The organism is Serratia nematodiphila DZ0503SBS1 (assembly GCF_000738675.1).
In the GTDB taxonomy this organism is placed as follows: Bacteria; Pseudomonadota; Gammaproteobacteria; order Enterobacterales; family Enterobacteriaceae; genus Serratia; species Serratia nematodiphila.
In genome coordinates this window covers 3234375-3251664 of sequence record NZ_JPUX01000001.1, presented here as the reverse complement: position 1 = coordinate 3251664, position 17290 = coordinate 3234375, and the positions used below count along the sequence as shown (strand labels likewise).

16 protein-coding genes are annotated in these 17290 nt (G+C 55.8%); 9 read left to right on the top strand and 7 right to left on the bottom strand.

The genetic code is table 11. The features are described from left to right. Positions 1 to 85: 85 nt before the first annotated feature. A complete protein-coding gene (locus tag JL05_RS15030; protein ID WP_015378103.1) occupies positions 86 to 850 on the bottom strand; it encodes a MipA/OmpV family protein in 765 nt (254 codons plus the stop codon). Positions 851 to 1276: 426 nt separating this feature from the next. Here JL05_RS15030 and yeaG point away from each other — a divergent pair, with 426 nt between their 5' ends. From yeaG to JL05_RS15015, 3 genes are all read left to right on the top strand, one after another. Further along, positions 1277 to 3211 carry a protein kinase YeaG gene (gene yeaG / locus JL05_RS15025; protein WP_004932230.1) on the top strand — a complete coding sequence of 645 codons (1935 nt, stop codon included), beginning with the start codon at positions 1277 to 1279 and terminating at the stop codon, positions 3209 to 3211. Between the two features lie 132 nt (positions 3212 to 3343). After that, positions 3344 to 4612, top strand: a complete 1269-nt coding sequence (locus tag JL05_RS15020; RefSeq protein ID WP_004932234.1) for a YeaH/YhbH family protein — start codon at positions 3344 to 3346, stop codon at positions 4610 to 4612. A gap of 337 nt (positions 4613 to 4949) precedes the next feature. Continuing rightward, positions 4950 to 5180: a biofilm development regulator YmgB/AriR family protein gene (locus JL05_RS15015; RefSeq protein WP_004932237.1), complete on the top strand. Its 231-nt coding sequence runs from the start codon at positions 4950 to 4952 to the stop codon at positions 5178 to 5180. A gap of 181 nt (positions 5181 to 5361) precedes the next feature. Here JL05_RS15015 and JL05_RS15010 read toward each other — a convergent pair whose 3' ends face one another. Next, on the bottom strand, positions 5362 to 6051 hold the full coding sequence (locus tag JL05_RS15010) for an alpha/beta hydrolase (RefSeq protein WP_004932239.1): 690 nt from the start codon (positions 6049 to 6051) through the stop codon (positions 5362 to 5364). A gap of 826 nt (positions 6052 to 6877) precedes the next feature. On the opposite strand from JL05_RS15010, the gene JL05_RS24910 reads away from it, so the two are divergent. Continuing rightward, positions 6878 to 7054, top strand: coding sequence for a GhoT/OrtT family toxin (locus tag JL05_RS24910; RefSeq protein WP_015378105.1), 177 nt, complete (start codon positions 6878 to 6880; stop codon positions 7052 to 7054). Positions 7055 to 7318: 264 nt separating this feature from the next. Here JL05_RS24910 and JL05_RS15000 read toward each other — a convergent pair whose 3' ends face one another. Continuing rightward, positions 7319 to 7612 (bottom strand): hypothetical protein, encoded by a 294-nt coding sequence (locus tag JL05_RS15000; RefSeq protein WP_015378107.1) that lies wholly within the window; start codon positions 7610 to 7612, stop codon positions 7319 to 7321. A 225-nt stretch (positions 7613 to 7837) separates the two neighbouring features. Here JL05_RS15000 and JL05_RS14995 point away from each other — a divergent pair, with 225 nt between their 5' ends. From JL05_RS14995 to JL05_RS14980, 3 genes are all read left to right on the top strand, one after another. After that, positions 7838 to 8320: a hypothetical protein gene (locus JL05_RS14995; protein ID WP_004932246.1), complete on the top strand. Its 483-nt coding sequence runs from the start codon at positions 7838 to 7840 to the stop codon at positions 8318 to 8320. Positions 8321 to 8626: 306 nt separating this feature from the next. After that, complete coding sequence (locus tag JL05_RS14985; protein WP_033632864.1) at positions 8627 to 9187, top strand: 3'-5' exonuclease; 561 nt, start codon at positions 8627 to 8629, stop codon at positions 9185 to 9187. Between the two features lie 77 nt (positions 9188 to 9264). Continuing rightward, positions 9265 to 10458 carry a multidrug effflux MFS transporter gene (locus tag JL05_RS14980; RefSeq protein WP_033632863.1) on the top strand — a complete coding sequence of 398 codons (1194 nt, stop codon included), beginning with the start codon at positions 9265 to 9267 and terminating at the stop codon, positions 10456 to 10458. 8 nt (positions 10459 to 10466) lie between these two features. Here JL05_RS14980 and dadX read toward each other — a convergent pair whose 3' ends face one another. Then, a complete protein-coding gene (gene dadX, locus JL05_RS14975) occupies positions 10467 to 11540 on the bottom strand; it encodes a catabolic alanine racemase DadX (protein WP_033632862.1) in 1074 nt (357 codons plus the stop codon). A gap of 76 nt (positions 11541 to 11616) precedes the next feature. Further along, positions 11617 to 12921, bottom strand: coding sequence for a D-amino acid dehydrogenase (locus JL05_RS14970; RefSeq protein WP_028127472.1), 1305 nt, complete (start codon positions 12919 to 12921; stop codon positions 11617 to 11619). A gap of 539 nt (positions 12922 to 13460) precedes the next feature. Here JL05_RS14970 and JL05_RS14965 point away from each other — a divergent pair. Continuing rightward, on the top strand, positions 13461 to 13778 hold the full coding sequence (locus tag JL05_RS14965; protein ID WP_033632861.1) for an antibiotic biosynthesis monooxygenase family protein: 318 nt from the start codon (positions 13461 to 13463) through the stop codon (positions 13776 to 13778). A 46-nt stretch (positions 13779 to 13824) separates the two neighbouring features. Here JL05_RS14965 and zinT read toward each other — a convergent pair whose 3' ends face one another. Beyond that, positions 13825 to 14475 (bottom strand): metal-binding protein ZinT, encoded by a 651-nt coding sequence (zinT, locus tag JL05_RS14960; protein WP_033632860.1) that lies wholly within the window; start codon positions 14473 to 14475, stop codon positions 13825 to 13827. Positions 14476 to 14773: 298 nt separating this feature from the next. On the opposite strand from zinT, the gene JL05_RS14955 reads away from it, so the two are divergent. Then, on the top strand, positions 14774 to 16309 hold the full coding sequence (locus tag JL05_RS14955; RefSeq protein ID WP_016927460.1) for a SpoVR family protein: 1536 nt from the start codon (positions 14774 to 14776) through the stop codon (positions 16307 to 16309). 56 nt (positions 16310 to 16365) lie between these two features. Here the strand turns inward: JL05_RS14955 and fadR are convergent, their stop codons facing one another. Further along, positions 16366 to 17085 (bottom strand): fatty acid metabolism transcriptional regulator FadR, encoded by a 720-nt coding sequence (gene fadR, locus JL05_RS14950; protein WP_004932271.1) that lies wholly within the window; start codon positions 17083 to 17085, stop codon positions 16366 to 16368. Positions 17086 to 17290: the final 205 nt, after the last annotated feature.

Genomic DNA, 17290 nt, shown 5'->3' with positions numbered 1-17290 from the left:
CGCGGAAGCGCACTACAGATGTGCAAAAGGGGCGCCGGCGCCCCTTTTTGATGCACGACATGCACGATAGTTGTGCAATGCGTGATTAGAAGGTGTAGCTCACACCCGTCATCAACAAACCGGTGTAAGATTTATCCACCATCGGGCTGTCTTTCACTTCATCCGACAATTTCACATAGCGGCCGACGAAGAAGGCGTTCCAGCTTTTGTTGATCTGATAATTGGCGCTCAGCTCGAGATACGGAGCCCAGCTATCGCCAGGGGTGTAGCTGTCCAGGCCGCTGCGGCGTGATTCATTGGCGCTGACGCCGTAGTAATATTTGTTCTGGTTCTTACTGTTCCACATCACGCCCACGCCCGGGACCAGCGTCAGCGCGTCCAGATCAAACTTGTACAGATAAGCGACATCGCCCACCAGCCCGTTGCTGTTGTTCAGCGTGTCGCCGGTGAACGTGGTACGAAGGGTGCCCCACTCTGCGTTGTGTGAATAGGCCAGGCCGGCCATCAGCGTGCCGCGACGCTTGTCGAGACGCTTCATGCGATCGTCGTCGCTGTCGCCCGGACGGTAGCCCCATGGCGTGTAATACCCCATGATGCTCAGCTGATTTTCTTGATCTTTCCACAGGTAGTAACCGGCGGTCAGAGTACGGAAGTAGAAGTCGTCACCTTCATAGTCGATGACGGGCACCGGATAAACGCGGTCCTGATAACCGCGATACGCGTCCGGGCTAACCAGCGCGGCAGCACCGAGTGACCAGGTCCCCGCCTGAGCACTTTGCGCACAAACCATTGCGGAAGCGATAATTGCTAGCGTTTTGAGTTTTGAAATCTTCACTGGTTCTTTTTCCATAAATTACAGGGTTAATAACCGCGATAGTTTATGTGAAAATTTAGTTGCGCGCCTAATCTTTACAAAGGAAAACGACCAAGATCGAATAACTTATAGCGGAATTATGAATTAATCATGGCGGAACGATGACGTTTTATCCCGCAGGCCGCGCCAGACAAGGCATTTGGTTATCCCGGCAATAACTGAGTCATTGATATGACTTAAAAAAAGCTTTTTCTACGGCAGGAAATTTTCCGGCAAGCAAACTAAGCTTAAATCAGAAGGTGAATTTATCCTGGGCCCAGTGGCATACAGCGCAACTCGCGATAATAAGCGCACCAAGTTGGCATACGGGTTGCTGTACTCAGGCGTATTCTCATCTTTCGGGAGCCAGAACACTATCACACGCTCTCTTTAACCTGTGCTAATAACGAAAGGACGGGCATCATGAACATATTTGACCACTATCGCCAGCGCTACGAAGCTGCCAAGGACGAAGAGTTCACACTGCAGGAATTTCTTACCATTTGCCGGCAAGATCGCAGTGCCTATGCCAACGCGGCCGAACGTCTGCTGATGGCTATCGGTGAACCTGTGATGGTCGACACTGCGCTAGAATCACGCCTGTCGCGCCTGTTCTCCAACCGCGTGATCGCACGCTATCCGGCCTTCGAAGAATTCTACGGCATGGAAGAGGCCATCGAACAGATCGTCTCTTACCTGAAGCACGCCGCGCAGGGCCTGGAAGAGAAGAAACAGATCCTTTACCTGCTGGGCCCGGTAGGCGGCGGTAAATCCTCACTGGCAGAACGCCTTAAAGCGTTGATGCAGCGCGTGCCCATCTACACCCTCAGCGCCAACGGCGAACGCAGCCCGGTCAACGATCATCCGCTGTGCCTGTTCAACCCTCAGGAAGATGCCTCAATCCTGGAAAAAGAGTTCAACATCCCAAGTCGCTATCTCGGCACCATCATGTCGCCGTGGGCGGCGAAGCGCCTGCACGAGTTCGGCGGCGATATCACCAAGTTTAAAGTCGTGAAGGTGCGCCCTTCCATCCTGGAGCAGATCGCCATCGCCAAAACCGAACCGGGCGATGAGAACAACCAGGACATCTCGGCGCTGGTCGGTAAAGTGGACATCCGTAAGCTGGAGAACCACGCGCAGAACGATCCGGACGCCTACGGCTATTCCGGCGCACTGTGCCGCGCCAACCAGGGGATTATGGAATTCGTCGAGATGTTCAAAGCGCCGATCAAAGTGCTGCATCCGCTGCTGACGGCGACTCAGGAAGGTAACTACAACGGCACCGAGGGCATCTCCGCCCTGCCGTTCAACGGCATTATTCTGGCGCACTCCAATGAATCCGAGTGGGTGACCTTCCGTAACAACAAGAACAACGAAGCGTTCCTCGACCGCGTGTACATCGTCAAGGTGCCTTACTGTCTGCGCGTGTCGGAAGAGATCAAGATTTACGACAAGCTGCTGGATCACAGCGAGCTGACTCACGCGCCCTGCGCGCCGGGCACCCTCGAAACGCTGGCGCGCTTTAGCGTGCTGTCGCGGCTGAAAGAGCCGGAAAACTCGAGCATTTACTCGAAAATGCGCGTGTATGACGGCGAAAGCCTCAAGGATACCGATCCGAAAGCCAAGTCCTATCAGGAGTACCGCGACTACGCCGGGGTTGACGAAGGCATGAACGGCCTCTCCACCCGTTTCGCCTTTAAAATCCTCTCGCGGGTATTCAACTTCGATCACGCCGAGGTGGCAGCCAACCCGGTGCACCTGTTCTATGTGTTGGAGCAGCAGATCGAACGCGAACAGTTCCCGCAGGATTTGGCCGAGAAATACCTCGAACATCTGAAAGGCTATCTGATCCCGAAATACGCCGAGTTTATCGGCAAAGAGATCCAGACCGCCTATCTGGAATCCTACTCGGAATACGGACAGAACATTTTTGACCGTTACGTGACCTACGCGGACTTCTGGATCCAGGATCAGGAGTATCGCGACCCCGACACCGGTCAGCTGTTCGACCGCGAGTCTTTGAACGCCGAACTGGAGAAAATTGAAAAACCGGCCGGTATCAGCAACCCGAAAGATTTCCGCAACGAAATCGTGAACTTCGTGCTGCGCGCCCGCGCCAACAACAACGGCCGCAATCCGAACTGGACCAGCTACGAGAAGCTGCGCACCGTGATCGAGAAGAAAATGTTCTCCAATACCGAAGAGCTGTTGCCGGTGATTTCATTTAACGCCAAAACCTCGACAGACGAGCAGAAAAAACACGACGACTTCGTCGACCGCATGATGGAGAAAGGCTATACCCGCAAGCAGGTGCGCCTGTTGTGTGAATGGTATCTGCGGGTCAGAAAATCCTCATAACGCCTCAGGTAAGCGGCATTATCAGGGCCATGTCCACAGTCATGGACGTTGCAGCGCAGCCCAAGGAGGGGCTTACACATTGCGCTGTCGCGACCGGGACATGAAGAGTTGGCAACGTCGTTTGGGGGAAGTATGGCCTATTTCATTGACCGACGGCTGAACGGCAAAAACAAGAGCATGGTGAACCGCCAGCGCTTCTTGCGCCGTTACAAGTCGCAAATCAAACAGTCGATTGCCGAAGCCATCAACAAGCGTTCGGTCACCGACGTAGACAGCGGGGAATCGGTCTCCATCCCCACTGACGATATCAACGAACCGATGTTTCATCAGGGGCGCGGCGGCACACGCCATCGCGTTCACCCAGGCAATGACCACTTCGTGCAGAACGATCGCGTTGAGCGGCCTCAGGGCGGCGCAGGCGGTGGCGGCGGCCAGGGCAACGCCAGCCAGGACGGTGAAGGCCAGGATGAATTCGTCTTCCAGATCTCCAAAGACGAGTACCTCGATCTTTTGTTCGAGGATCTCGCCCTGCCCAATCTGAAAAAGAATCAGTACAAGCAGTTGACCGAGTTCAAAACCCATCGTGCCGGCTATACCGCCAATGGCGTGCCGGCCAACATCAGCGTCGTGCGTTCGCTGCAGAATTCGCTGGCGCGACGAACCGCCATGACCGCCGGTAAAAGACGCGCGTTGCACGAGCTGGAAGATGCGCTGACCCAGTTGGAAAATACCGAGCCGGTGCAATTGCTGGAAGAGGAGCGGCTGCGCAAGGAAATTGCCGAACTGCGCAAGAAAATCGAAAGCGTGCCGTTTATCGATACCTTCGACCTGCGCTACAAAAACTATGAGCGCCGGCCGGAGCCCTCCAGCCAGGCGGTGATGTTCTGCCTGATGGACGTGTCCGGCTCGATGGACCAGGCGACCAAAGACATGGCCAAGCGTTTTTACATTCTGCTCTATTTGTTCCTGAGCCGAACCTATAAAAACGTCGAGGTGGTCTACATTCGCCATCACACCCAGGCGAAAGAGGTGGACGAACAGGAGTTCTTCTATTCGCAGGAAACCGGTGGCACCATCGTTTCCAGCGCGCTGAAGTTAATGAATGACGTAGTCGAAGAGCGTTATGACCCGGCGCAATGGAATATCTATGCCGCGCAAGCGTCGGACGGCGACAACTGGGCCGACGATTCACCGCTGTGTCATGAGCTGTTGGCGAAAAAGATCCTGCCGATGGTGCGTTATTACAGCTACATAGAAATCACTCGCCGCGCTCACCAAACGCTGTGGCGCGAATACGAGGATCTGCAGGCGAAATTCGACAACTTCGCCATGCAGCATATCCGCGAACCGGACGATATCTATCCGGTATTCCGCGAACTGTTCCGTAAACAGACCGTGTGAATAACGCCGCGTGAATGTCACCACAGCCGGAAAGCACCGTTTTCCGGCTGTTTCTTTTTCGCATTATACATTTGCAAAACCCATGTTTATTTTTTAAACAATGGCAACAACAATAATAAGTCAGATTCCCCAGAACGGTTCTCTCTATTATTTGTTCTTCTGAGGTTATTCCTAAACATCCGCCGCTACCCCCGCACGGCTTGATAGGAATATTCCCATTCAGTTATCGTTACCCCATCGCTTAAGTCTCTTCCTAAGCGAAATTTGCATCATTTTATTTTTCTATGGCTTCTCAGCCCGCTGCGGCGGGCATTTACCTGTCAGCAGGTTAGACATCATGATCGACTACACCCTCTATGGCCTCAACAAGCACGATGTTGATGAATACCATAAGCAAATATGTTGCCTGCTCGGCAAAAACGTGCTGCTGGTGTTGACCGCCAACAAGCCGATAACCAAACAGAACCTGCTCGCCAGCCTTATCCAGGAGATAGAAAAGCAGCCCGATGACTATTTTCAGCGGCTGCATCGCGCGGCAATAGAAATGATCGGCGTTAACGGGCGCTAAGGCAATATGCGTAAGGCAGACCTCTACGCCATTATTACCGCCGCCGTCGTGTTGATGATGCTGTTATAACGATATCAGCGCTTATCCCTAATTAGCGCCTATTACGCCGGCGCTTTCGTCCGGCGTAATAGGCAGCGAAGGGATAATCTGCCGCAGAATGTCGAGCCTTCCTGCCCCTGCTTTATTTCAAACCTGCCGCTTCGTCAATCAAACCCGCCACCTCATCGGCATGGGAAACCAGCGAGGCATGGCTGGCATTCAGCACCATCACTTTCTTGGCCTGCAGCCGCTGCGCCATGCGCCGCTGATTCTCCGGCGCTATCATTCGATCGTCGCTGGAAAGTTGATACCATGACGGCTTATGTTTCCAGGCGGGCTCGCCGATGGTGTTGCCAAAGGTATCGGCCAGCGGGGCCTTCTGCGCCACCGCCATCACCAATGCCTCGTCGGCGGTCAGATCCTGGCAAAAGCTTTCGTGAAACTTGTCGGTTTTAATCCACAGATAACCGTCGCTGTCCGGGGCCAGATTCTCGACTGCCGCAGGAGGATGCGCTTGCGTAATACCGCCGGCACTTTCACCGGCATCCGGCGCAAACGCGGCGATGTAGACCAGGCCAACCACGTTAGGCTGGTTGCCCATTTCCGTGATCACGGCACCGCCGTAAGAGTGCCCGACCAACAATACCGGTCCCGCTTGCTGCGCGACCATCTTACGCGTACGTTCCGCATCCTCAGCCAGCGACGTCAACGGCATTTCCACCGCATGAATCGCCGTATATCCCCTGCGCGACAACTCGATGATGACCTTACTCCAGTGCGCGGCGCCGCCCCAGAATCCGTGTACCAGCACGATAGTTGGTTTTGTGCTCATTGCCGACTCCTTCATCTCATAGGAAAGCGCCGCAGGCAGATGAACGGCCCCGCAAGGGGCGAGCCTGGCTGCCTTCGACGCCACGCAGTCCCCCTTTTATATAGTCAGCCTCATGGCGTTCAGCAATAGCTACGACGAGTTAACGTCCCCGATTTCCCACCGCCGCCACGGCTTATCGAAGCGGCTTACGCCGCAAGGCCGGGAAAAAACAGGATTAAAACTAGGATTTTTACCCATACCGATCTAAAATTTCGCGCAAAAACAAAGAGAAGTAAATTTGGCTCACCGGGAAAAGGAATGAAGTTGTGAAGGAAATGATCTCCATCGTTTTTATGGCATGCCTGCTGGCGCTGCTGTTTTCGTGGCTGTTCGTCTACGGTCTTAACATTCATTAAACCCGTAACGACAACCATCCCCCTCCCTGGCGGGCAAGCGGCGCATCGCGACCGATGCGCTAAAACCGGCGCCTGAAGGGTTCACGTACCGCCAAACCCGACGCCACCTCACCTTAGCCTTGCCGTCCGCAAATACATCATTAATTTTTATGAGTCATAACCCCACCGCGTTTCCCCCTTCACCGACTCTTTAACTGCTCAGCGGAGTTCACTCCAGAAGGATGGCTTGCCTGACGCAAGATGTTACCGGTAACTATGCTGTTGATTTCTTTTGGCAATAAACATAAAGCCGCTAATAACCCTACGTTCTTTATAGAAATAAATTATGCATACTTATGGATAAAGGTTTGAATAAAGGGCCTTTGGTCATTGATTATCACCCGCCAAGCTCCTAGAATTCGCGCGTAAAAATACAACTGGGATCGGGTTTCATGTCGCCGCTGTGGGTTGCAACGCAATACTGTTATTTTATTGGTCTGTTAGTTTCTATGGTTTTCACCTACCTGGTTAGCCGGGACACCGTCAAAATTCGCTGTATCAGCGCACTGACCATCGGGTTAACCTGGCCGTTGAGCCTGCCGGTGGTGTTGCTGTTTTCGCTGTTCTAACGCCCCAATGCCGCGCGCTGGCTTTTAAACAGTCATATTAATGAAAAGAGGCTGACCACCGGCGTCATGGTTTTTGGCGTGGGATAAAAAAGTGCCAGCGCAAGGCTGGCATGAAAACGGGAAGCAATGTGAGCAATGTCGTGCCGGATCGGGGGGCACAGAAGGAGACAACCCTTTTCCCCTCACCGGCGAATAAAATGATAATACGTCTCATTATTGAATGCAAAGTCATTTCCCCAGGCAACTTTCCCCTTTGAGAAACTATCAGCCGCGCGGCGATCGCCAGCGTTGATACAATCGCCCCGCCCCCCACACCAGCAGCCAGAGCAAAGCGTTCAACCCCAACCATAGCATCAGCAAGTAGAAGAAAGTCTGATAGCCGGGTATGCCCCGATCGGCCAAAAACGGGTTGAAGTGAAAAAATTTGACGATCGCGAACGGATTAAGATTGAAACGGTTGAACACGACCGCCGTCAGCAACGGTGGCAATAGCGTATAAAACGCCAGGCTGAACAGCAGCAGAATTTTTGTGCCCGAAGTGTTTTTATAATCTTTCATATCAATAAATTATATCTGTCATCATAATGCAAAAACCGCCAGGCATTCGTACGCCAATCGACCCCGCGGGCGCAAAAGAGTTCCAGGCCAACGCGGAAATAAAGCCGATCCCGCGTTTAATTGTCATTTAGCGCTCGGGTGATATATACCCTGTGGATTTTAAATTACGATGTCGCCGCGCCGTCTTCAAGCACAGCGTTTACATGGCATCATCAGGAGGCATTAATGAAACCGGACGCACTCTCCCTGCCGCCGACCCCGAAAAAGCTCAAGGTCATCTACGGCTGGTATATTTATGTGATCTATATCCTGCTGGTTTTCAACATTTATATGGCGGTCTACAACGTCTGCGTTCGGCACCCGATCGAGGCCCCGCTGCTGTCGCTGTTTCACAGCCTGTTTCTCGCGTTGATGCTGCAGCAGGTGCTCAAGAAGAACGTCGTTTTCGCCTGGATCTTGCTGAGCTATTTTATTCTGATGCGCCTGTATTACGCCAATGTGCTGCATGTTGAGTTCACGTTGGTGAGCCGTTGCCTGGTGCTGCTGATTCTGACGCTGCTGCTGACCGGCGCCGTAGCCGTCGGGCAACTGTCCACGCCGCCGCAGCGGCATGACTGGCTGGCGCGGCTGGGCTGGCGGCAATGGGGGGCGCTCACGGCGCTGGCTGCCATCCTGACGCCGCTGATTACCACCGACTATCTGGGATAAACTGGGGGCTATTTGGGAATATGAGGTTCGGAAATGTCTACGACGCGGCATATTTTGGTGTAGTTACCCGCCTTCTCACAGATCTTGTCCGTGACGAACATGCTAAGGTAGCCCAGCAACAGCAAGTAGCCGGCCATGCACAGAATAAAGATAAGCGTTCTCACCGATAGCGACCAACCTGACAAGAGTATCACGAGCATCATAACCTGAACGAGGCGCTTTAAAAGGATTTCATGTGCGCACCGGCCGCATCGGCGCACGTTCTGTAGTAACATTAAGCCACCACGCCCACCACCGGAAACGCCGATGCACCATCTGATGTTAGACATTGAAACCCTGGATATAAAACCCAGCGCCGTCATTCTGGTGGTTGCGGCGGTGTTTTTCGATCCCCGGACCGGGGCGCTGGGCGCCGAATTCGAAACCGCCGTCAGCAGTCAGAAAGACCAACCGGGCCGTACCATCAGCCTGGACACGGTCGCCTGGTGGGCGAAACAGTCCGATGAAGCGCGCAAACAGGCCTTCGGCGGCACCGAGAGCCTGAAGCGCGTGCTGAGCAGCCTCAGCCGCTTTATCCATATGAACAGCACCGACACGGTGAAAGTCTGGGGCAACGGCAAAGAGTTCGACTGCGCGATCCTCGAACACGCCTTCCAGCAGTTGGAAATGCCCTGCCCGTGGAAGTTTTGGGATACTCAGGACGTGCGCACGGTGATCACGCTGGCGGAACTGCATGGCTTTAACCCGAAAAAGGCTCGCCCGTTCGAAGGTATGCCGCATCGTGCGCTGGATGATGCTCGCCACCAGGCCCGCTATGTGGCCGATACCGTCTCGGCGCTCTATTATCGTCAGGGGGCGCAGCGCTGACCCGCTTTGCCCCTTTTCATTTGCCGCCAGAGTCTCTACTCTAGCCCTCTTTGTCACTCGGACGTGCCTTTTCTGTTATGCAAAAGTTTCTGTTTATGCTTCTCAGCCTGGTGCTGCTCGGCCCATTAGGCATCGATCTTTATCTGCCGACGATTCCCGCTATTGCCGTCGGTCTGGGCAGCAGCGAAGCGTTGATCCAATCCACCATATCGCTATTTATTCTGGTACTTGGCCTCGGCCAGCTCATCGCCGGCCCGCTGGTGGATAACTATGGCCGCAAACCGGTGGCGCTGGCCGGCATTATCCTCTACATGATCGGCGCCGCGATGGCGGCGCTGGCCACCAGCCCGACGATTTTCATCGCTTCGCGTCTGCTGCAAGGGGTGGCCGTTTGCTGCACCGCCGTCGTCGCCTTCAGCGGCGTGCGCGATCGCCTGAATGGCGACGACGCCGCCCGCGCTTTCGGCTTTCTTAACGGCACGCTGAACATCATCCCGGCGCTGGCGCCGCTGCTCGGCGGCCTGCTCGCCGAAGCCTTCGGCTGGCGCGCGCCCTTCTGGTTTCTGGTCGGCTACGCGCTGCTGGTGTTGGCGCTCATCGCGCTGCGCCTGCCGGAAACTCGCCCCGCCGACACCGTGCCGGTCAAGGGGTTGCCGGTGCGTCAATACGCGCGCATCCTCAGCGAACGGCGTTTTCTCTCCTTTGCGGTGGTGAACTCCGGGGCGATGGGCATGGCGCTGACCTACGTTTCTCTGGCACCGAACGTGCTGATGGGCACCGCCGGCCTGACGCCGCTGCAATTCTCGCTGGTGTTCGGCGCCAACGGTTTCTGGATCATGCTGGTCAGCTTCTTCGCCAACCGCATCATCCACAAGGTCGGCCGCCCGGTTTGTCTGGCGACCGGCGGCATGTTGATGGGGCTGGGCTGTCTGGGCCTGCTGCTGGGCGTCATGCTGCTGCCCGCGACGGCGCAAACGCACTGGCTGGCGTATATGCTGCCCGTCGCCAGCGCCTGCGCCGGGTTGGCATTCGTGATGGGCCCGGCCACCAGCTACGCGTTGGAACCCTACTCCAATGAGGCCGGCGTCGCGTCCGCGCTGGTCGGTTTCGTGCAGATGGCGGGCGGCGCCGCGCTGGGTCTGGTGGCGATGGCGTTGCCGCTGCAACCCAAGCTGTCGCTGGCGCTGGTGATGCTGGCGGGCTGCCTGCTGGCGCTGCACGCGCGGCGGCTCAGCAAGCAGATTAAAGGGCAGATCAGAAAAGTCGCCTAAGCCCCGGCTCAGGCCTCGATGGCGACCGGCACTCGCGCCGCTAACGCCGACAGCAGTTCATAGCCTAACGTCCCTGCCGCCGTGGCCACCTCATCCACCGGCAGACGTTTCCCCCACAGCTCGACTTCGGCGCCCAGTTCGACTTGCGGACAGGGCGTCAGATCCACCGCCAGCATATCCATCGATACCGTTCCCAGGGTGCGCGTCAGCACGCCGCCAACCCATACCGGCGTACCGGTCGGCGCATGACGCGGATAGCCGTCGGCGTAACCGCAGGCCACCACGCCGATACGCTGTGCGCCTGCGGCGCTGTAACGACCACCGTAACCCACACGATCGCCAGACTTCAGCTGCTGAATGCCGATGATTTCACTGCTCAGCGTCATCGCCGGCTGCAGCCCCGTCGTCGCAACGTCATTCCAGCAACCGCTCGGCGAAGCGCCATAGAGAACGATCCCAGGACGGATCCAACTGCCGTGGGTCGAAGGGTGCCACAGCGTGGCGGCCGAGTTGGCCAGGCAGCGCGGCAGCGGTATATCGGTAGCCGCCGCCTCGATGGTGGCCATCTGCTGCGTCACGCCTTCAGGGCCGTCGGCGGTGGCAAAATGGCTCATCAGCGTAAGCTCGGCAATGTTGGCTACCGCCTGCGCCCTGCGCCACACCTCATGCAGCCGCTCGGGTGCGAACCCCAGCCGATTCATGCCACTGTTCACTTTCAGATAGACATTGAGCGGCGCGTTCAGCGTGGCGTCGGCGATCGCCGCCAGTTGCCAGTCGCTGTGCACCGCCGTCGTCAGGCGATAACGATCAAGCAACGCCAGATCCTGCGGCTGGAAGAAGCCTTCCAACAACAGGATAGGCCCTTGCCAACCCGACTCGCGCAGCAGCACCGCTTCGGCCAGATCCAGCATGGCGAAGCCGTCGGTTTGCGCCATGCTGCGCCAAACGTGTTTGATGCCGTGGCCATAGGCGTTAGCCTTGACCACCGCCCAGACTTTGGCGCCGGGGGCGAAACGGCGCACCACCTGCAGGTTATTTTCAATCGCGCCGAGATGCATCGTGGCGGTTATGGGACGGGGCATCGCTTCTCCTTGGGGCAGCGTACGGCGGCCACGCGCGCCTGCGCGTGGCCGGGAAAGTCTATGACAGAGTCAACGATTAACGTGCGGGATGCACGTCGTTCAGCGGAACCGCGTGTTGCTGACGAAACCCGGCGCTGTAACGCGCCACCGCCAGGTCATCGGAAGGGATCGCCGGCGTAATGCCGGACATCAGATCGGACAACAACTGCCCGGAGCCACAGGCCATCGTCCAGCCCAACGTGCCATGCCCGGTATTGAGATACAGGTTCTTCAGCGAGGTGCGGCCGACAATTGGCGTGCCGTCCGGCGTCATCGGCCGCAGGCCGGTCCAGAACGTCGCCTCTTCCACTCGGCCGCCGTTCGGGTAGAGATCGCGCACCACCATTTCCAGCGTTTCGCGCCGTTTTTGCTCCAGCTGCGTATTGAAACCGACGATCTCCGCCATGCCGCCAACGCGAATACGCTGGTCGAAGCGTGTGATGGCGATTTTATACGTCTCATCCAATACCGTAGAGAACGGCGCCGCCGCTTCGTCGGTGATAGGAATAGTCAACGAATAGCCCTTCAGCGGGTAAACCGGAATGGACACCAGGCCGCGCAGCAGCGCCGTGGAGTACGAGCCGAACGCCACCACATAGCTGTCGGCCTTGAACACTTCCTCGCCGCACTGCACGCCGGCGATCTTGTCGCCCTCCACCAGCAGACGATCGACGCTGCGGTTGAACAGGAAGGTGACGCCCGCCTGCTCTGCCATCTTCGCCAACTGTTGCGTAAACAGCTGGCAATCGCCGGTTTCGTCGTTCGGCAACTGCAGGCCACCGGTCAGCTTGTGCGCCACCTGCGCCAGCGCCGGCTCGACGCTGCCGAGCTGGCCGGCTTCCAGCAACCGGTAAGGCACGCCGGCATCTTCCAATACCGCAATGTCTTTCGCGGCGTTTTCGAACTGTTGTTGAGTGCGAAACAGCTGCAGCGTGCCGCCCTGGCGACCTTCGTACTGGATGCCGGTTTCCTGACGCAGCGCCTTGATACAATCGCGGCTGTATTCCGCCAGGCGCACCATGCGGCCTTTGTTGGTCATGTAGTGTTCGGTGTTGCAGTTTTTCAACATCTGCCACATCCAGCTCAGCTGGAAGCTGCTGCCGTCGAGGCGGATGGCCAACGGCGCATGGCGCTGGAACATCCACTTGATGGCCTTCAGCGGCACGCCCGGCGCCGCCCAGGGGGCAGCATAACCCGGTGAAATCTGCCCGGCGTTCGCCGCGCTGGTTTCCAGTGCGGGGCCTGGCTGACGATCGATCACCGTCACCTCATGCCCCGCCTTCGCCAAATACCAGGCACTGGCTACGCCCACCACTCCACTACCTAAAATTACCACTCGCATCGCTGACTCCAGCCCAAGGCTTCACAAAGCATAATCTTCTGCTTACAGGAAATTAACTCAGTGAAAAAATCCGTCCAACAACTTCGTCATCAAACGTGACAATATTCACAATTAATTTATCGTCGATGGGCCATGTATTTGCAATAGCCGTCTGCAAATAGCGATAAGATGCGGTTTAGAGGGGATTATAGCGTCATACCGCCACTGAATTGATATCAACGCTATCAATGATAGCACTCAAAAAAGGCGTAATAAGCAACATTGATTTAACAGAATATAAAAATACCAGCCAACATTTAAACAGAATAAAAACCCAATAAAATAAAAAATACCAACATAACAAACAAAGAGAGCCCCCTCCCTCCGCAGCAGAAAAATCGCGCAAAATTTCAGCTGCCGTTAACCTTGCTTTCAGTGCCGGAATAAAACACCCGAGCCCTTGGCCCGCCCGTTTATGTTGAACGCTGCAGCACGATATGAACGTTAAAGCCAGAAGCAGCGCCTAAAGTTCACACCGTCGCTATTGTGGAGAACGTCTTATGTTCATCGCCATCTACCAGTTTTCAGTCAAACCCGGACACGAACACGCCTTTCGCCAGGCTTGGCTGGCGTTGACCCAAGGTATCTATCTGCAGCGCGGCAGCCTTGGCTCGCGCCTGCATCGGGATGTGGGCGGGCAGTTTATCGGCTATGCGCAATGGCCAAGCCGAGTCGCATGGGAAAGCGCCGGTGATATTCAGTTGGATGAACGCTACCGGCAAGCCCGGGAACGAATGCGTGCGACCTTGTTGGCAGATAAAACGCTATTTGAAATGGAAGTGACGGACGATTACCTGCAAATCAGACCGTTTGACTGAGCACAAGCCCACACAGGCGGGCTTGTGGTTGCGGGAACGAGCAGCATCAATGATGCAGCATCTCATCCACGACTTCTTTGGTTTGCAGTTGGAATGGGTAGTAAGTCGGCCAGTTATCCATCTCTTTCAGCAACGCTTCCTGCGACGTGTTGCCCATAAAGATATGGAAATGCGCCGATTTGCGCGGGCCGATAATGTGATCGCTGAACTGCACGAATTTCGGCGCCAGGCTGCCGGCATCCTGACATTCAAACAGATAACGCACACCCTTTTTACCGGAAACATACGTCAGGATCTTATGCCCGGCGTACTTATACTGACAGGCGCTGGATTGGTCACCGCGGTGAAATTCCATGACGCCGTTTTCAATGCCGATGGTATCCACATCGGTGGCATACCCTTTGCGGTAATACGCCTTCACTTCGGCGAAGGTCTTGCGCTTGTCCTGTGCCGCTTTCTTCTTGAACACCGGGTCAAGATCCCCATTGAGCAGATAGGGATACACGGATTGCCACACGCCCTCCCAGTCGGCCAGGTCGCGATCTTTGACGTCCTTATCGTCGAACATCCCCGCCTCCGCCTTTTTTTCCGCCTCCGTCAACGGCTTGCCATGTGAATGATGCCCGTGGGCGCATGCCTGCCCGCTGATAAACAACGCGGCCAGCGCCACCGCCAGTTTGCCAAAATGCCTCGCCAAAATGCGCTCCTTGTCCGTTATCGGGAAAAATTAAAAGTTACAATATAACATAACCATTTTCAATCCTTGTCGTGCAACAGGCATTGTGTTGCGCCCCCCTGCCGCAGGGTTATACTCGAAGAGGAAGTGTGGTGCCGCACCGCCTTCTGCCGGGACGGGCGCCGGATTGACCGCCGTTCGCTCCTTTGCGTACCGGCATTTTTATTTCACTGATTTGCAATGGTTAATTATGACTTGAACTATGCTTGTTACAGGGTCTGCCGTTTGAGCAAGACCCGTGAATAATGAGGGTGCGCTGATGACTACTTCAACACATGAAAAGGTTAAGGATGATAAACGTCTGAGCGATGGACCGGACTGGACGTTCGAACTGCTGCAGGTGTATTTGGAGCAGATCGACCGCGTCGCCAAGCATTACCGACTCGACACCTACCCCCATCAAATCGAGGTGATCACCTCCGAGCAGATGATGGACGCCTATTCGAGCGTTGGCATGCCGATCAACTATACCCATTGGTCCTTCGGCAAGAAGTTCATCGAAACCGAACAGCGCTACAAACAGGGCCAGCAAGGGCTGGCGTATGAAATCGTCATCAACTCCAATCCCTGCATCGCCTACCTGATGGAGGAGAACACCATCACCATGCAGGCGCTGGTGATGGCGCACGCCTGCTATGGCCACAACTCGTTCTTCAAGAATAACTATCTGTTCCGCAGCTGGACCGACGCCAGCTCCATCGTCGATTATCTGCTGTTCGCCCGCCACTACATCAGCCAGTGCGAAGAGCGCTACGGCGTCGATGAAGTGGAGCGACTGCTGGACTCTTGCCATGCGCTGATGAACTATGGGGTCGACAGGTACAAGCGCCCGCAGAAAATCTCCCTGGTGGAAGAGAAAGCGCGCCAGAAAAGCCGCGAAGAGTATCTGCAAAGCCAGGTGAATACGTTATGGAAGACCTTGCCACGCGTTGAACGCGAAGAGTCGCCGGAGCAGGCGCGCCGGTATCCGAGCGAACCGCAGGAAAATATCCTCTATTTTATCGAAAAGAACGCACCCCTGCTGGAACCCTGGCAGCGTGAGGTGTTGCGCATCGTGCGCAAAGTCAGCCAGTATTTCTACCCGCAAAAGCAGACTCAGGTGATGAACGAGGGTTGGGCCACCTTCTGGCATTACACCATCCTCAACCATCTGTACGACGAGGGCCGAGTGACCGAGCGGTTTATGCTGGAGTTTTTGCACAGCCACACCAACGTGGTGTATCAGCCGCCGTACAACAGCCCGTACTATAACGGCATCAACCCTTATGCGCTGGGCTTCGCCATGTTCCAGGACATCAAGCGCATCTGCCAATCGCCGACCGAAGAAGACCGCTACTGGTTCCCGGACATCGCCGGAAAAGACTGGCTGGAGACATTGCACTTCGCCATGCGCGACTTCAAGGACGAGAGCTTTATCAGCCAGTTCCTGTCACCCAAAGTGATGCGCGATTTCCGGTTGTTCACCGTGCTGGACGACGATCGCAACAACTATCTGGAGATTGCCGCGATCCATAACGAAGCCGGTTACCGGGCGATCCGCCAGGAGCTGTCGGCGCAATACAACCTGAGCAACCATGAGCCGAACATTCAGATCTGGAACGTGGATCTGCGCGGTGACCGCTCGCTGACATTGCGCTACATCCCGCAGGAACGCGCGCCACTGGATAAGAGCCGCCGCGACGTGTTGAAGCACCTGCATCGCCTGTGGGGCTTCGACGTGATCCTCGAGCAGCAAAATGAAGACGGCAGTGTAGAGTTGCTCGATCGCTGCCCGCCGCGGCCTACGCCGCTGTAACCGCCACAACGACAAAGGGCGCCGCATGGCGCCCTTTCTTTTTCATTGACTCGCGATTAACGACGCGCTTCGGTCAGATCGCTCGGCATGGTGCCCTGCATGCTCTGCCAAATCGCTCCGCTGTCTTTACCGTAGCTGCGCACGGTATCCATCACCTGGTCGTACAATTTCTCATGGCACAGCGTGGACAGCTTGCTGTAGAAGGCCAGCGCCAGCTTGCGCGCTTCCGGATTGGAGAAGTAGTAACGGCCCACGCGGGTGTACAGCCCTTTCAGACCGTTGAAGATCAGGCCGTAGATCGGGTTGCCGGAAGCGAACGCCAGACCGCGGAAGATCTCGTAATCGAGCAGATTGAAAGCGTCCGCCTGATCTTCTACCTCGGCGGCCTTCGCCAACACTTCCTGGGCCTGCTCAGGATGATTGCGCACCGCGGCGCGAATAAAGATCGACGCGATATTGGTGCGCACGGACAGCAGGTTATCGATCAGCTGAGGGACGCTTTTGTGATCGAGACGGGCCACCGTCTCAAGGATATTGAGGCCGGACGTTTCCCAAAAATTGTTCACTTTGGTCGGTTTGCCATGCTGAATGGTCAACCAGCCATCGCGGGCCAGACGTTGCAACACTTCACGTAACGTGGTGCGCGTGACGCCAATCAACTCCGAAAGCTCACGCTCCGCGGGCAAAATAGAGCCAGGGGGGAAGCGATTATTCCAAATACTCTCAATAATGTACTCTTCCGCGAAACCGGCAGGACTCTGCGCCTTTATGACCATGTGTTTGACGTTCCGTTGCGACGATAAAATCAGTAAAAGTAATCAGCTCATCATACCAGATCGTGCTGACATGACATAGCGTGAGCGAAAAACAATAAACGAAAGTGTGCATAACGTGGCAAAAAACGAGCAAAAATACCGGTCGCAGGAATTTTCTCATCGTAAAACAAGCTCAGGTTGCGCACGCCCCCGCCGCATTGTTAGG

Excerpts from the sequence above, each read along its gene's own strand:
- JL05_RS14965 (WP_033632861.1), top strand. The coding sequence starts at position 13,461 with ATGTTCATCGCCATCTACCAGTTTTCAGTCAAACCCGGACACGAACAC.
- JL05_RS15015 (WP_004932237.1), top strand. The coding sequence starts at position 4,950 with ATGATCGACTACACCCTCTATGGCCTCAACAAGCACGATGTTGATGAA.
- JL05_RS14995 (WP_004932246.1), top strand. The coding sequence starts at position 7,838 with ATGAAACCGGACGCACTCTCCCTGCCGCCGACCCCGAAAAAGCTCAAG.
- fadR (WP_004932271.1), bottom strand. The coding sequence starts at position 17,085 with ATGGTCATAAAGGCGCAGAGTCCTGCCGGTTTCGCGGAAGAGTACATT.
- JL05_RS14970 (WP_028127472.1), bottom strand. The coding sequence starts at position 12,921 with ATGCGAGTGGTAATTTTAGGTAGTGGAGTGGTGGGCGTAGCCAGTGCC.
- dadX (WP_033632862.1), bottom strand. The coding sequence starts at position 11,540 with ATGCCCCGTCCCATAACCGCCACGATGCATCTCGGCGCGATTGAAAAT.
- JL05_RS15020 (WP_004932234.1), top strand. The coding sequence starts at position 3,344 with ATGGCCTATTTCATTGACCGACGGCTGAACGGCAAAAACAAGAGCATG.
- JL05_RS14985 (WP_033632864.1), top strand. The coding sequence starts at position 8,627 with ATGCACCATCTGATGTTAGACATTGAAACCCTGGATATAAAACCCAGC.
- JL05_RS15030 (WP_015378103.1), bottom strand. The coding sequence starts at position 850 with ATGGAAAAAGAACCAGTGAAGATTTCAAAACTCAAAACGCTAGCAATT.
- yeaG (WP_004932230.1), top strand. The coding sequence starts at position 1,277 with ATGAACATATTTGACCACTATCGCCAGCGCTACGAAGCTGCCAAGGAC.
- JL05_RS14980 (WP_033632863.1), top strand. The coding sequence starts at position 9,265 with ATGCAAAAGTTTCTGTTTATGCTTCTCAGCCTGGTGCTGCTCGGCCCA.
- JL05_RS24910 (WP_015378105.1), top strand. The coding sequence starts at position 6,878 with ATGTCGCCGCTGTGGGTTGCAACGCAATACTGTTATTTTATTGGTCTG.
- JL05_RS15000 (WP_015378107.1), bottom strand. The coding sequence starts at position 7,612 with ATGAAAGATTATAAAAACACTTCGGGCACAAAAATTCTGCTGCTGTTC.
- JL05_RS15010 (WP_004932239.1), bottom strand. The coding sequence starts at position 6,051 with ATGAGCACAAAACCAACTATCGTGCTGGTACACGGATTCTGGGGCGGC.
- JL05_RS14955 (WP_016927460.1), top strand. The coding sequence starts at position 14,774 with ATGACTACTTCAACACATGAAAAGGTTAAGGATGATAAACGTCTGAGC.